Source organism: Paenarthrobacter sp. YIM B13468 (genome assembly GCF_042788025.1).
Classification (GTDB): Bacteria; Actinomycetota; Actinomycetes; order Actinomycetales; family Micrococcaceae; genus Arthrobacter; species Arthrobacter aromaticivorans.
On record NZ_JBHZPI010000004.1, the window covers coordinates 1 to 14,382 of the forward strand.

The 14,382-nt window shown below is 62.9% G+C and carries 14 protein-coding genes; all 14 read right to left on the reverse strand.

The window, feature by feature from the left end; genetic code table 11:
- Positions 1–873: 873 nt before the first annotated feature.
- The 14 genes from ACFX4T_RS04990 to tilS all read right to left on the reverse strand — a co-directional run bounded on the left by ACFX4T_RS04990 (position 874) and on the right by tilS (position 14,305).
- Positions 874–2,358 (reverse strand): DHA2 family efflux MFS transporter permease subunit, encoded by a 1,485-nt coding sequence (locus ACFX4T_RS04990; RefSeq protein ID WP_377651008.1) that lies wholly within the window; start codon positions 2,356–2,358, stop codon positions 874–876.
- Positions 2,359–2,474: 116 nt separating this feature from the next.
- Positions 2,475–3,377, reverse strand: a complete 903-nt coding sequence (gene panC, locus ACFX4T_RS04995) for a pantoate--beta-alanine ligase (RefSeq protein WP_377651009.1) — start codon at positions 3,375–3,377, stop codon at positions 2,475–2,477.
- 5 nt (positions 3,378–3,382) lie between these two features.
- Positions 3,383–4,291: a Rossmann-like and DUF2520 domain-containing protein gene (locus tag ACFX4T_RS05000; protein WP_377651010.1), complete on the reverse strand. Its 909-nt coding sequence runs from the start codon at positions 4,289–4,291 to the stop codon at positions 3,383–3,385.
- Positions 4,284–5,837 carry a PH domain-containing protein gene (locus ACFX4T_RS05005; protein WP_377651011.1) on the reverse strand — a complete coding sequence of 518 codons (1,554 nt, stop codon included), beginning with the start codon at positions 5,835–5,837 and terminating at the stop codon, positions 4,284–4,286. The genes ACFX4T_RS05000 and ACFX4T_RS05005 overlap by 8 nt, the downstream gene beginning before the upstream one ends.
- Positions 5,834–6,346 (reverse strand): PH domain-containing protein, encoded by a 513-nt coding sequence (locus ACFX4T_RS05010; protein ID WP_216924201.1) that lies wholly within the window; start codon positions 6,344–6,346, stop codon positions 5,834–5,836. Before ACFX4T_RS05010 ends, ACFX4T_RS05005 begins: the two co-directional genes overlap by 4 nt.
- Complete coding sequence (locus ACFX4T_RS05015; protein ID WP_216924203.1) at positions 6,327–6,848, reverse strand: DUF3180 domain-containing protein; 522 nt, start codon at positions 6,846–6,848, stop codon at positions 6,327–6,329. The genes ACFX4T_RS05010 and ACFX4T_RS05015 overlap by 20 nt, the downstream gene beginning before the upstream one ends.
- A 2-nt stretch (positions 6,849–6,850) precedes the next feature.
- Complete coding sequence (gene folK, locus ACFX4T_RS05020) at positions 6,851–7,390, reverse strand: 2-amino-4-hydroxy-6-hydroxymethyldihydropteridine diphosphokinase (RefSeq protein WP_223947515.1); 540 nt, start codon at positions 7,388–7,390, stop codon at positions 6,851–6,853.
- Positions 7,387–7,746: a dihydroneopterin aldolase gene (gene folB / locus ACFX4T_RS05025; protein WP_216924207.1), complete on the reverse strand. Its 360-nt coding sequence runs from the start codon at positions 7,744–7,746 to the stop codon at positions 7,387–7,389. The genes folK and folB overlap by 4 nt, the downstream gene beginning before the upstream one ends.
- Positions 7,747–7,758: 12 nt before the next feature.
- Complete coding sequence (folP, locus tag ACFX4T_RS05030; RefSeq protein ID WP_216924208.1) at positions 7,759–8,664, reverse strand: dihydropteroate synthase; 906 nt, start codon at positions 8,662–8,664, stop codon at positions 7,759–7,761.
- A gap of 7 nt (positions 8,665–8,671) precedes the next feature.
- A complete protein-coding gene (folE, locus tag ACFX4T_RS05035) occupies positions 8,672–9,304 on the reverse strand; it encodes a GTP cyclohydrolase I FolE (protein ID WP_216924210.1) in 633 nt (210 codons plus the stop codon).
- 10 nt (positions 9,305–9,314) lie between these two features.
- The gene (ftsH, locus tag ACFX4T_RS05040) at positions 9,315–11,384 is read right to left on the reverse strand and encodes an ATP-dependent zinc metalloprotease FtsH (protein WP_216924212.1); all 2,070 of its coding nucleotides are present in this window, start codon (positions 11,382–11,384) and stop codon (positions 9,315–9,317) included.
- Between the two features lie 166 nt (positions 11,385–11,550).
- Positions 11,551–12,603: a LacI family DNA-binding transcriptional regulator gene (locus ACFX4T_RS05045; protein ID WP_377651012.1), complete on the reverse strand. Its 1,053-nt coding sequence runs from the start codon at positions 12,601–12,603 to the stop codon at positions 11,551–11,553.
- Positions 12,604–12,651: 48 nt separating this feature from the next.
- Positions 12,652–13,203, reverse strand: coding sequence for a hypoxanthine phosphoribosyltransferase (gene hpt / locus ACFX4T_RS05050; protein WP_216924216.1), 552 nt, complete (start codon positions 13,201–13,203; stop codon positions 12,652–12,654).
- A 31-nt stretch (positions 13,204–13,234) separates the two neighbouring features.
- The gene (gene tilS / locus ACFX4T_RS05055) at positions 13,235–14,305 is read right to left on the reverse strand and encodes a tRNA lysidine(34) synthetase TilS (RefSeq protein ID WP_377651162.1); all 1,071 of its coding nucleotides are present in this window, start codon (positions 14,303–14,305) and stop codon (positions 13,235–13,237) included.
- Positions 14,306–14,382: the final 77 nt, after the last annotated feature.

Genomic DNA, 14,382 nt, shown 5'->3' on the forward strand with positions numbered 1-14,382 from the left:
CGGCATCAACAAACTTGGCACACTATTGAGTTCTCAAACAACAGGTCACTATTCCAGAGCAGTACCAACCAAAACCCAAAAGGCCTCAGAATCGCTCCGGAGCAACTTTTCAAACTTACCCGATTCGACCGCATGAAGCAAATCGCGCTCGGGCCCCCCAAGCCAGTTCAGAGGCACACAAAGCACCACCGGAAACCGGTAATTTGAAGGGGAATTCGTCACCATCATTTCCGCATCAGCGGCGGCGACTCAGATAACTTTACACGCGCCTTACCGTCCGAACAAATCCACCCGCACGCCGCCCAAAACCCCGTAAACACTGGGAAACGGCCCAAAAACACCTCAATAAGCGCAGAACCGTTGTCCGTGAAGCCCGTCACACAACGGAACGGCTGCAATAGCTGCCCTTTGAAGCGGCACCCCGGATCCGCCGTCGGGCCTAATTCAGCGGCCGATATCAGCCAGGTCAAGAGGCAATGGACTCAACGGCAACCGGCCCAAACACGTCAGGATGTGCGAGAGCAACACCCAAAACACGTCACGATGTGCGAGAGCAACACCCAAAACACGTCACGACGTGCGAGAGCAACACCCAAAACACGTCACGACGTGCGAGAGCAACACCCAAAACACGTCACGACGTGCGAGAGCAACACCCAAAACACGTCACGANACGACGTGCGAGAGCAACACCCAAAACACGTCACGACGTGCGAGAGCAACACCCAAAACACGTCACGACGTGCGAGAGCAACACCCAAAACACGTCACGACGTGCGAGAACAACAGCCAAAACGCCTCAGGATGTGAGAGAACGTTGGGAAGGGCAACAGCCGGGCCCAGCGGAACGGCCCGGCCGGGCCCAGCAAAGACTCAGTGACCTCCGTGGCCTGCGCCCTCGGTCTTGCGCATCATCGCACCGAGCACCACTGCAGCTCCAGCGATGATGGTTGCCGCCAGGAAGGCGGCCTGCATGCCGGCTACCAGGCCGGAGGATGCTGACACCACGGCGAAGATGGACACGAGCAGCGCAGTGCCGGCGGCACCGGCCACCTGCTGGGCTGTGCTCATGATGGCCGATCCGTGGGAGTACAGGTGCGGAGGCAGCGGGTTCAAGCCAGTAGTGAAGGCAGGCGTGAAGAGGAGTGCCAGGCCGAGGCTCAACGTAACGTGCAGTGCAATCACCCATCCGAGCGGGCTGCTGCCATCCAGGCGGGAGAACTGCCAGAGCGTCAGGACCATGAGGACTGAACCGGATACGGTCAGCGGCAGTGGACCAACTTTGTCGAAGATCCGCCCGATGACTGGACCCAGCAGACCCATGGCCAAACCGCCCGGCAAGAGGGCCAGGCCCGTTTCCATCGGCTGGAGGTGCAGTGTGTTCTGCAGGTAGAGCGGAAGCAGGATGACTCCACCGAACAGGGCCATCATCGCCACGACCATCAGCAGCGTGGACACCGTGAACATTCGGAAGTTGAAGGCTCTGAGATCCAGGAGTGGAGAGTCGGACTTCTGCAGTTTGAGCTGGCGGAAGACGAACAGCGCCAGGCACACGACTCCCACCACGAGTGCGATGATCGGGACCACCCCGGCGTTGGCACCACCGATCTGGCTGAGGCCATAGACCAGGCCACCGAAGGCAGGCACCGTGAGGACCACTGAAGTGAAATCCAAACCAGTCTTCCCGCGCTCCCCCACGTTGGTGAGGTACTTGGCGCCGATTGCCAGGGCAACCAATGCTACGGGGAGCACGAACACGAACATGAACCGCCACGAGAAGTGGTCCAGGATGATGCCTGAAACGGTGGGACCCATCGCGGGAGCGACTGAGATAGCGATGCTGACGTTGCCCATGACGGCGCCGCGCCGGGACATCGGCACCAGAGTGAGGATGGTGGTCATCAGCAATGGCAGCATGATGGCCGTGCCGCCCGCCTGGACGATGCGTGCAAGGAGCAGCACGGGGAATCCGGGCGCAAGGGCAGCCAGGAGTGTTCCTCCGCTGAAGAGTCCCATCGCCAGCATGAACGAGCCCCGGGTGGTCAATCGCTGCAGGATAAATCCGGTAGTCGGAATGACGACCGCCATGGTCAGCATGAACCCGGTGGCGAGCCACTGGACCGTGGGCGCGTCCACCTTGAGATCAGTCATCAGCCGCTGGAGTGCCACGTTCATAATGGTCTCGTTGAGGATCACCACAAAGGTGGCGACCAACAGCGTGACAATGACCGTGACGGATTCGCGGGACATCTTCCCTGATACAGGAGCCTGGGTGAGCGCTTCCTCTGTGAAGGTTGCACTTGCGGGCGTGCCGGAACCGGGCTCGCTGTTGGCGCCGGACGTGACGTCGGTAGACATGAGGATTCCTCAGGTTTGGGTTTGGATTCCGGCGGTCGGTACCGGTGAAGACAGGAACATTCTAGACGCCCAAGAGATTCCCGTCAGCAGAAAATCCAAACGTTAGGGATTCAACCTCAGGAATTAAGCGGAACGTTGTCTATCAACCGCACGGGGCCTACCTTGGCGGCAATGATTGCCAGCCCTTCGCCGCGGAACGGTGTTTCTTTGCAGTTCTCCGCCAGCGGCTCAAGCGTGGTGGGATCCACGACGTCGAAATAGTCCAGTTCCACCAGCGGCTGGGATTCAACGAGTGCGACGGCGGAATCCAGGTCCAGCGGTTCATGCGCGTTCGCGCGGGACTCGATAAGGCGCAGAGCCCGTGAGAGCACCAGCGCCGCCTCGCGTTCGTCGTCGGAGAGGAAGCGGTTACGGCTGGAAAGCGCCAGGCCGTCCTCGCTGCGCACGATCGGTACGGGCACGATCTCCACGGGGAAGTTCAGATCCACGACCATACGCTTCACAAGGGCAAGTTGCTGGGCGTCCTTCTGGCCAAAGTAGGCACGGTACGCCGGCGTCGGACCGTCCGCAGCTGCGCCGCCCGGGAGTCCATAGTGCAGCAACTTGGCCACCACGGTCAGGGCACCGTCGAAGTGTCCGGGGCGTGAGGCGCCCTCCCATTTCCCGCCGAGCGGACCCGCCGTGACACGGACCCGCGGCTGCCCGCCGGGGTACACCTCGTCCACGGAGGGCGCGAAAACAAGGTCCACTCCTTCGGCATCAAGGATGGCCATATCGGCCTCAAGCGTCCGGGGATAGCGGTCGAGGTCCACGGCGTCGCCGAACTGGAGGGGATTCACGAAAATGGTGGCCACCACGACGTCGTTCTCTGCCACGGCGGCCCTCGCCAACGCGGCGTGGCCTGAGTGCAGGGCCCCCATGGTCGGCACCAAACCTTGGGAACTTCCCCGCTTGGAAGCCAGGAGCCGTGCGCTTTCAGTACGCAGTTCGGCCGCGGTGGTCACGAGTTTGATGGCCATGCTGTTCAGATTCCTTCCGGCGCGGTGGGCTCTGGTCCCAAGGCCTCGCCAATGTCAGTCAGTTGTTCAGGGCGCAGCAGTCCGCGGTTTCCGGCACGCCGGGCCGTCGCCCGGGCCATGGCCTGGTAGGCCGCGAGCACGTCGCCGCCTGCTCCGCCGTCGTATTCTTTCAGCGCCTGGGCGTGCGCAGCAACGGTGCCTACGTCACCGCGCGCGACTGGACCGGTCAACGCAGATTCTCCGCTCGCAAGAGCGTTCTCGAGTGTGGCCCGCAGCAATGGACCCAGCATGGACTCCGGTGATTCGACGCCGATTTCCCGCAGTAACTGCGACGCCTGCGCAACAAGCGTCACCATGTGGTTGGAGCTGTGCGCGAGGGCCGCGTGGTACAGGGTGCGGTCTGCCTCGGCAATCGCTACCGGCTCGGCACCCATCTCCACAACCAGTGCTTGGGCAATCGGCAACATCGCAGCGTCGGCGGTGATTCCGAACGTGCAATCCATGAGGCGCGTCAGGTCAAGGCTCATACCGGTGAACGTCATGGCGGGATGCATTGCCAGCGGAATTGCGCCGGCCGTGCGGATCGGCTGCAGGATCCCGACGCCGAAACGGCCGGAGGTGTGAGCCACCAGTTGGCCGGGTTGCCAGGCACCGAGCTTCGCCAGACCAGCAACAAGCTCGCCGAGGGCATCGTCAGGAACGGCAAGCAGCACCAGTTCCGAGCGCTCCACGATCTCCTGGATCCCAAGGATCGGGACTCCCGGCAGCAGTGTCTCTGCCCGCTCGCGGCTCGCTTCGGATACCGCAGAAACCCCGACGACGGCGTGCTCGGCCGCGCGCAAAGCGGCGCCCAGGACGGCACCCACCTTGCCGGCGCCGATGATGCCGACTCCGAGTCTTCCTGGCCTAACCATGCTGGGGGTCCTCCTGTGTTGGTGCTTGCGGTAGCGATTGGGGTGGGGCCTGGCCGCTTACCTCCGCAAGCCATTGCTCGCTGGTCTGCCGCTTTCTGGCCTCGCGGGCACGGGCTGCCTGCTGGTCGAAAAGCTGCACAGCCTGCTCCACATCAGCCTGATAGAGGCGTGGCACCACAGGTCCCGCCGTAGTGTGGAAAACAAGATCGGCCACACCGAAACGCCGCGCGAGCGGACCTTGCTGCAAGGCCATGGACTGCGTGCGCTGATGGGGAACCAGGACCAAGGTGCGCCACCATCGGCCGGATCGAATCAACAATGCCGTTCGCGTGGCCAGGAAACCATTGCGCCGCCAACCCAGCGGCGCCAGGAGCCGGGCGCGGCGCGGAGTAGTGACGAAACCATCCGTGGAGGTAGAACCGGCTGAGCCAGAACCCGCCGGTGTCCCACCCCCAAGCCCAGCCAACCCTTCCAGCCCGGAAGTGAAAACCCGTTCCGGATCCTCAACACCCGGGTCCGGCAGCACGAGGGACAGCATCCGCATGACGTCCGGCTTCATGCCCACCGGTAGCAACGTGGTCCGGGCAGCGTTCTCATTGCCTGCCGCACCACCGTAGCCCGCCACGTTAACCTGCATGCGGTACCAGCCGAAGATCCTCCAGATGGGCGGCTGAGTGACTTTCAGCGCCTGGATTCGGCCCGGGGGCAAAGTCTGGGCCTGGGTGTCCAGGAGCCCGTAGCGCAGCCGGATCCCATCAGGAGAAATCGCGGCGGTGAAGTTGTAGCCCTTGTTGAATGAGCTCCAATAAGCAGCACCGATGCCCAGCACCGGCGGGATCAGCGCCAGGAAGATGGCGCTGTTTTCGGTGTAAACAGAGATCGCAATGGACGCCACGGCTCCGAGCAGGATACCTACCGTTTGCTCGCTCAGCAGGAGCGAGCCAATAAGGCGGGAAGGCGGCACTGACAAGACAACGTACTCCGGCGCTTCGGGGACAGCTTCCTGAGTCTCCGGTCCACTCACCACTCCAGCGGCACGGGCAAGAATAGTGGCGCGCAGCTGTTTGGCTTGGTCCAGCGGAAGGTAAGCGAGCCGCACGGCCGATTCGCCGGCGTCGGCCACTTCAAACTTGAGTTCGGCGAGGCCAAAAATCCTCGCCAAGAGGGGCTGCACGATGTCGATGGCCTGGACACGGTCCAACCGCGCCTGCCGCTGCTGCTTGAACACGAAGCCGGTGTTGACCCGGACATAGCCCTCGGCCACCTGATAACGCGTGAAGTACCAACTCAGGATGAATCCACCCACGGTCAGGAGAAGCAGAATGCCTCCACCGGCCAACAGCCAGGGCACCCGTCCGTTGAGGTTGGGATCGAGGATGTCACGGCCCTGCAGCATGCGTTCAAAGGCATCGCGACCGAAAAAGTATCCGACGGCGGCAAGCGCCACCCAGCCGCGCACGAACGGCGATGCTGGATGCACGCGCCGCCAATCGCCGTCGTCGGCTTTAGCCGGGAGGCCTACGGTGGCGCTACCGTCCGGGCTCACAGCCCGGCCAGCCTGGCTTCTCCACGTGCCGAGAGCTGTTCGCGCAGCCGTGCGCCTTCCCCGGCAGGAAGCCCGGGCAGGTATGCGCTGGTTCCGGCGGACGCCGTGTGGAGCTTCAAAGTACAGAGTCCAAGCCCACGTTCCACCGGACCAACAGACACATCCACGTACTGCATGCGTCCATACGGGACCACCATGGTGCGCTGGAAAAAGATGCCCCGCCGGATGAGGAGATCGTCATCGCGCTCCGCGTAGCCGATTGCGCGGACCTGACGCGGAATCAGCACGAGCCGCCACAACGCCAGAACGAGCATCACCGCAGGCACCGCGATGGCGAGCCACAGCGGAGGCCAACGCCACCAACCCAGCTGCACAAACACGAGGGGAAGGCTGAGGATCGCCACCATCACCAGGTTTCCGATGGCCCACTCCACCAAGCGGACCGTGACGTACTTCGGGGAGACCCGCAGCCACTGGACGCCGGGAGGGTCAATCGCCTCGGTACGCATACTCGCCTTCGCCTTTTGCTTCCCCGCGGCGGGTTTCCGGTCCAGGGGCGCCACCTTCGAGGTCCTCCGGTGGGATCCGGCAGAACCTCTCGACCACCAAGCCGACGATCACCATCACCACGCCACCACCGCCCATCAAGACGGCGTTCCACAGGATGCCTTCACCACTGCGCAAGGTTCCGACCCGCAGAAGATCAAAGGAGATGCCGGCATGCCAGCCCAGAAGGAGCGTCCCTGCATATGCGCAGGCCTGGGCAAGAATCAGCGTCCTGGCGGCCAGGATCGGGTTCAGCAGGTTCTTCTTCTTGCCGTTGCGCCACCGCAGCACCCGGATCCCCATGATCAGGGTGAGCACGGCGATGACGCCCATGGTGACCAGTGCGGAGACCGGAAGCACGGGCGTGGGCATGCTGAAGCGGTTCGTTGCCGCGGTGGCCAGCCAACCGATGGCGGCAGCGATGATGGCAATGAGGACCAGGACCGCGGGGCGCATTGGCTTCACTGCTACTCCACCGCTCCCGTCGCAGGAACACCGGCGATGTCGCCGTAGCCGTCGAAGCGACGGATGTCGGGCATGTCATCAGCCACGGCGGCCAACTCAGCAACGCTCCGCCCGTTCAGTTGGGCGTTCGGCTCCAACAGGGACCACGGGTACAGGACAAAGGCCCGTTCGGCCGCCCTCGGATGAGGCAGGGTCAGGACGGGGTCGTCGCTGACCACATCACCGAAAACGATGATGTCCACATCCAGTGTCCGAGGGCCCCAACGAACTTCACGGGTGCGGTGGTGCTTCTGCTCGACGTCGTGGCAGTGCTGCAGCAGCTCAAGGGGACTAAGCGTTGTCTCGACTGCCATGACCATGTTCAGGAAATCGGGTTGGCCTTCCGGGCCGCCGACTGCCTTGGTCTGAACAACCGGAGACACTCCAAGGAGCCTAACGTCCGGTGGGTCCACGAGATCGGCGACGGCTGTGGATAGGGTGTCGTTCCGCTCACCAAGGTTGCTGCCTAGGGCAAGGATCGCTTTGGTGTATCCGGAGTTCATGATCGCTCCCTGTGGACACTCACGGTGACATCGCCGAACGGAACCTCGATGGGCGCCTTCGGCTTGTGGACGGTGACATCGACGGCGGCCACGTTGTAATTGGCGAGGATGCCATCTGCGATCCGCACGGCCAAACCCTCAATCAGGTTCAGCGGCTCGCCTTCGATGTGCGATGTAATGAGCTCAGCCACCTCGCCGTAGTGCGCGGTGTACTGGAGGTCATCCGTCTCCGCGGCCTTACTGAAGTCAGTATGAAGGACGGCGTCCACGACGAACGGCTGGCCGTCCCGGCGCTCGAAATCGAACACTCCGTGATGGCCGACGGCGGTGACACCGGTCAGCGTGATCCTGTCCACAAGGTCCTCCGGTCAGCGGGCGATTCGAGCGGCAACCTTGACGGCGTCAAGGCTGGGACCGACGTCGTGGACGCGGACAGCCCAGGCGCCCTTCGCGGCGCTCAGGGCGGTGATAGCTGCCGTGGCGGCATCCCGCTCCAGCGGCGCGGCAGACTTGCCGGCAACAGTGAGGAGCGAGCCTAGGAACCGCTTGCGTGACGCAGCCACCATAACCTTGTGGCCGAGTGCGAACAGCTTGTCCAGGTTCTTGAGGATTTCCCAGTTCTGGTCCTCGTTCTTGGAGAAGCCAATCCCGGGGTCAACGATGATCTGCTCGGGAGCAACGCCCGCTGCATACAGTTTGTCGCGGATACCGCTGAGCTCCGCCACCACCTCTTCCGTCACGTTGTTGTATTCCGCGAGGGCGTCCATGGTGCGGGCATCCCCACGACGATGCGTGAGGATGTACGGAACCTTGGTGCGCGCCACGAGCTCAGGCATGTCCGGCTCGATGGTCAGGCCGGAGACATCGTTGATGATCGCAGCACCGGCCTCCACGGCGGCAGCAGCAGTGGACGTGTGCATGGTGTCGATGCTCACCAGCGCACCGGCCTTGACCAGCGCCTGGATCACCGGAAGGACCCGGCGCTGCTCTTCTTCAGGCGAAACGGGTTCAGCGCCGGAGCGCGTGGACTCGCCACCGACGTCGATGATGTCCGCCCCGGCATAGAACATACGCAAGCCAAGCGCGATGGCGGTGTCAGGCGTGCGGTGGTTGCCGCCGTCGCTAAAGGAATCCGGGGTGACATTGAGAATTCCCATGACGAGCGTGCGGTCCGTAGGCAGGTCTTCGAATCTGGCAGCGGGCCGCGGCTTGCGGAGAACCGGCAGTGGGCTTGTGGCCGGGCCGGTTCCGGGTGCTGCAGCGAGGGAATCCATATATTGCTTACCTTCCGAGTATGAGGCTCATGGCCTCGGCGCGGGTGGCCGGGTCATGGAGCTGACCGCGCACCGCGCTGGTGACAGTCTTGGCGCCGGGCTTGCGGATGCCGCGCATGGACATGCACATGTGTTCGCATTCGACGACGACAATCGCCCCGCGCGGGTTGAGGTGCTTAACCAGGGCCTCAACAATCTGCGTTGTGAGCCGCTCCTGCACCTGTGGCCTGCGCGCATAGATATCCACCAAACGGGCCAGCTTGCTCAGGCCCGTAACCTTGCCGTCATGTGACGGAATATAACCAACATGAGCCACCCCGTGGAACGGCACCAGGTGGTGTTCGCACGTCGAGTAGAAGGGAATGTCCTTCACGAGGACAAGCTCTTCGTGGTCAAGGTCAAACGTGGTGGAGAGGACCTCCGCCGGATGCTGGTGCAGGCCCGCGAAGACCTCCGCATAGGCCTTGGCAACACGCTTGGGTGTGTCCTGCAGGCCTCCGCGGTCAGGGTCTTCACCAATAGCAAGCAGGATTTCGCGTACTGCTGCTTCGATGCGCGGGCGGTCTACTTTGTGGCCCCGCTTAGCGTCCGCGGCTGAGCCGTGGACGGCGGCGAGGTCGTCGTCGTCGAAATGAGTCACAGCAGAAAGCTTAGCCGTGAAGCGGAGAGTCGTTGCCGCCGTCGGCTCCCGGTGACTGGAATGACTCCTGGCTGCTGACACCCTGCGCATGCGGGGCTACGGCATCCAGTGGCTCGTCCAGACGGGCCTTCTTGGCTTCTTCCTGGGCCTCGCGCTCAGCCTTTTCTGCGCGCGACTCGACCGGCGGAATCGACTGGACAGGGCGGGACTCCTTGGACAGCCAGATCTCACGGAAATCGCGCTTGCGGATGTCGTGGAAGATCTCGGCGATCTCGGCCTGGTTGAGGGTTTCGCGCTCAAGCAGTTCCAGTGCCAGCCGGTCGAGGACATCGCGGTTTTCGGTGAGGATGGCGTAAGCCTCGTCGTGTGCCTGATCGATCAGGCGACGCACTTCCTCGTCCACAACGTAGGCGATCTGGTCCGAGAAGTTGCGCTCCTGCGCGGCATCGCGGCCGAGGAACGGCTCGCCGCCGCCTTGGCCGAGCTTCACGGCACCAACCCGTTCGCTCATGCCGTACTGGGTAACCATCTTCCGGGCCGTGGAGGTGGCCTTCTCGATGTCATTGGACGCACCGGTCGAGGGGTCGTGGAACACGATTTCCTCGGCCACGCGGCCACCCATGGCGTAGGCCATCTGGTCCAGCAATTCGTTGCGGGTTACCGAGTACTTGTCGTCCTCAGGAATCACCATGGTGTACCCAAGGGCACGGCCACGGGGAAGGATGGTGATCTTAGTGACCGGAGCGGAGTTGCGCAGGGCGGCAGCAACCAGTGCGTGCCCGCCTTCGTGGTAGGCGGTGATCTTGCGCTCGAGTTCCTTCATCACGCGGCTGCGCTTCTGCGGGCCTGCCATGACGCGGTCGATTGCCTCGTCCAGGGCGCGGTCATCAATGAGGTTGGCGTTTGAACGTGCCGTCAGCAAGGCTGCCTCGTTGAGGACGTTGGCCAGGTCAGCACCGGTGTACCCGGGGGTCTTCTTGGCAACAGCCCGAAGGTCAATACCCTGGGCCATCGGCTTGCCCTTTGCGTGGACGTTCAGGATTTGCTCGCGGCCCACCATATCCGGGGCCTCAACGGTGATCTGACGGTCGAAGCGGCCCGGGCGAAGCAGCGCCGGGTCCAGCACGTCCGGACGGTTGGTGGCTGCGATAAGGATGACGTTCGTCTTGACGTCGAAGCCGTCCATCTCCACCAGGAGCTGGTTCAGGGTCTGCTCGCGTTCGTCGTTACCGCCACCGATGCCTGCGCCACGATGGCGGCCTACGGCGTCGATTTCGTCCACGAAGATGATGGCTGGGGAACTCGCCTTGGCTTGTTCGAACAGGTCACGGACGCGCGAAGCACCAACGCCCACGAACATTTCAACGAAGTCCGAGCCGGAGATGGAGAAGAAGGGAACGCCTGCTTCACCCGCAACGGCGCGGGCCAGCAGTGTCTTACCAGTGCCTGGAGGGCCGTACAGCAGCACACCCTTGGGGATCTTGGCGCCAACGGCCTGGAACTTTGAGGGCTCCTGGAGGAATTCCTTGATCTCCTGGAGCTCTTCCACGGCTTCGTCAGCACCGGCGACGTCAGAGAAGGTCACCTGCGGCATGTCCTTGTTGACCAGCTTGGCCTTGGACTTGCCGAACTGCATCACCTTGGAGCCGCCACCCTGCATCCGGGAAAGCAGGAACCAGAACAGCACACCGAGCAGCAGCACGGGGATGAGCAAGGAGAACAGTCCGGAGAACCAGTTGTTCTCGATCGGCTGGTCAGTGAAGCCCTTGTCCGGGTTGGCGCTGGTAACGGCCTTGACGACGTCCGGGCCACGGTCCGTGACGTAGAAGAACTGGACGTTCTTGCCCTTGTCCTGGCCATCGATGTTCAGGTTGTCCTTGAGCACCAAGTCAACGCGGTTCTCGGCGTCGAATATCTTGGCCTGCTCCACCTTGCCGCTTTGCGCGAGGAGTTCGAGGCCGTCCTTGGTGTCGATACGTGTGGAACCGCCCGGAGCCAGCGTTGCGAATGCCACCAGGAGCAAGCCGACGACGACAACAATCCAGATGCCCGGGCCCTTGAAGAAACTCTTAGCTTTCATCTGATCGGGGTTTTGCCCCGTCCCTCCTGGTAGTGCTGCGAGGCGCAACTTCTGCGCGCGAATGGTGCTGCTTCAGTTTCTAGCTATACACCGTTCCCAGTTATTCACGCACTGGAATGCTCAAAAGTTCCCTCTGGGCGTACACAGGATACTCGCCTACGCCGCGCTAGGACAGCCCTGGATGGGGATTCGTAATGGATTCGCGGGTCACCAAGGGACACTGAAGAATCGTCGGTTTCGCTGCCAGGACGGTGAGGTCTGCCTTGCCCTCAATGGCATCGATCAGGCGTTCAGTGGCCCAGGCACCCATCTCATAGTGGGGCAACGCCACTGTTGTCAGGCCAGGGTAGAGATTGGCCGCGATGAGTTCCTGATCGTCGAAACCCACCACGGACAGTTCATTGGGAATGCTGATTCCTACCTCGGCCGCTGCACGGTAGGCCCCCATGGCCATGCGGTCGTTGTAGCAGAACAGGCCCGTGGGCCGGTCCTTTCGCTTCAACATCCGCAAGGCGGCAACATAGCCGCCCAGCACCTCCGAGAGTTCGGACTCCACCGGTGCGGCAGCGCCGTCGAGCCCTGCTTCATCCAAGGCGTTCCGGAAACCTCGCAAGCGGTCCCGCGTAGCCGGGACGTCGTCGGTGTTGTTCAGGAAACCGATGCGGCGGTGGCCGGCATCAAGGAGGCTTTGCACGGCTACCCTGGCCCCGCCCTCTTCATCGGGGACTACCGAAGCGACGCTCCCGGCCAGGCTCTCGGAGTCCACAAGCACCGCGGGAATTGAACTCAGGTTTTCCGGCAAAGTGACCTCGCGGTGGTACATGGTGGCGTACAGGATGCCATCCACGCGCCGCTCCAGGAGAGCATCGACATCAGCCTGCCTGGACTCCTCACTTGCTGCACCTGAGGTGTTAATGATCATCAGGTTGTAGCCGCGCGCCCTGGCGGCCTCATCCGCACCCAGGATAATCCGCCCGGCGTGTGGTGTGGTGGCGATTTCCTCACTGACCAGACCCAGCATCCCGGTCCGTTGCGTGCGCAGGGCCTGGGCCAGCCGGTTTGGGCCATAGCCGAGACGTTCCGCCGTAGCTTTGACCTTTTCTCGTGTTTCCGGGCTGATGCGAGCGTAAGCGACGTCATTCAGGACGTGGGAAACAGTGGTGACAGACACGCCAGCGGCAACTGCTACGTCCTTGATGCCAATGCTTTTGTTCGTCAACGGCTTCCCACGTCCTTATGGTCCGGTGAAGGGCGTAAGTAAGGGTGGTTACTCGTAAACGTGCGGGGCCAGCGTGCCCACGAAGTCCAGGTTGCGGTACTTCTCGGCGTAGTCCAGGCCGTAGCCCACAACGAATTCGTTGGGGATGTCGTAGCCGACGTACTTGACGTCGATCTCGACCTTGGCGGCGGTCGGCTTACGGAAAGCGGTGCAGATCTCAACGCTGGCCGTACCGCGGGATTCAAGGTTGGACTTGAGCCACGAAAGTGTGAGGCCGGAGTCGATGATGTCCTCGACGATCAGCACGTCCTTGCCCATGAGGTCGGTATCGAGGTCCTTGAGGATCCGGACAACGCCCGAGGACTGGGTGCCGGAGCCATAGGAAGAAACTGCCATCCAGTCCATGCTGACGTGGCTGTGCAAGGCCCGCGCCAGGTCCGCCATGACCATGACGGCACCCTTGAGGACACCGACGATCAGCAGTTCGCGGCCTTCGTAGTCTTTGTCGATCTGCGCCGCCAGTTCAGCGATTCGCGTTTGGATCTGCTCTTTGGTGTAAAGAACGTGCTTGAGATCTGCCTGGACGTCGTTTGAATCCACCAATGGCTCCTGTTTTGATGCTCGGGTGCGGCTACTGTTGGGGCGATTTCTGATGCCGGAATACTAGCTTCCCACAGGGTGCGGCTTCCCGGGGACCGCCGGTGGTCGAATCACCCGACCCGGCAGCCGGCGACGCAATGGAAGAACCCGCCCGTTCCTGCTCCAAATCACTCAGCGACAGGCGATAGACACTGACGTGGCCGGGAAGTTCCACAGGACCGGCAGAACCCTGGCGGCGAAGCAGCGCTTCCGCGGCCTGGAGCCGTCCGTAACCGGGTTGTTGGCCCCCGACGTCGGCAGCTGCCTTGGCGATGACTCGGAACCTCAGCGCTGCAGGAAGTCCGCGGACGGCATCCTCTGGCAACCACGCGCCGTCGTCGGTTCGCTGGACCAGCGAGAGATACGTCTCGTTTGCGAGATCCTCAAGGAAATCCGCGTCCTGCTGAAGGATTGCGGCTGTCCGTGCCAAAGATTCGGCAACGCCCGGCCCCAGCTTTTCTTCGAGGACCGGCATGACCTCGACGCGTGTGCGCGAGCGCGCGAAGGCAGAGTCACTGTTGCTCGGATCATGCCACGGCTGCAGTTCCTCGACCTCGCAGATTTCCAGTGTCTCTTCCCGCCGCAGGCCAAGGAAGGGCCTCATCAGGCGTCCCCGGATTGGCCTCATGCCGGCCAAAGAACGGGTGCCGGAACCACGGGCCAAGCCCAGGAGCACCTGTTCGGCTTGGTCGTCCAAGGTGTGCCCCAGCAGGATGTGATCGCAGCCAAGGTCATCCGCAGCCGCCTCGAGGGCTGCGTGCCGGGCATCGCGGGCCGCAGCTTCGGGCCCGAACCCGGTGGACGCGACCTCCACCGTACGGACTTCCACAGGTGAGAGGCCCAGTTCCCCCAAGACAGCTGCCGTCCGGGAAGCTACGTCTGCCGAGCCAGCCTGAAGTTGGTGGTCGACAACCACGCCGGCCACCGAAATAGGATGCCCGTCCACGTGGCCACGCCGGGCGAAGTATCCAGCCACCGCGGCGAGCGCAAGCGAATCCGGTCCTCCGCTGCAGGCTACGAGAACACGTTCCGGGTAACCCGCAGCGGCCAAGGCGTTTTGCAACTGCTTCCGCGCCTTGCCGACGACTGGCGCCAAACGGCCGGGCCGGCGTCGGCCCTTGCCTGTTGCTGCACGCTCGG

Bases quoted from the DNA above. Each gene is read 5' to 3' on its own strand.
- ACFX4T_RS04990 (WP_377651008.1), bottom strand. From the start codon at position 2,358: ATGTCTACCGACGTCACGTCCGGCGCCAACAGCGAGCCCGGTTCCGGC.
- panC (WP_377651009.1), bottom strand. From the start codon at position 3,377: ATGGCCATCAAACTCGTGACCACCGCGGCCGAACTGCGTACTGAAAGC.
- ACFX4T_RS05000 (WP_377651010.1), bottom strand. From the start codon at position 4,291: ATGGTTAGGCCAGGAAGACTCGGAGTCGGCATCATCGGCGCCGGCAAG.
- ACFX4T_RS05010 (WP_216924201.1), bottom strand. From the start codon at position 6,346: ATGCGTACCGAGGCGATTGACCCTCCCGGCGTCCAGTGGCTGCGGGTC.
- folK (WP_223947515.1), bottom strand. From the start codon at position 7,390: ATGAACTCCGGATACACCAAAGCGATCCTTGCCCTAGGCAGCAACCTT.
- folP (WP_216924208.1), bottom strand. From the start codon at position 8,664: ATGGATTCCCTCGCTGCAGCACCCGGAACCGGCCCGGCCACAAGCCCA.
- ftsH (WP_216924212.1), bottom strand. From the start codon at position 11,384: ATGAAAGCTAAGAGTTTCTTCAAGGGCCCGGGCATCTGGATTGTTGTC.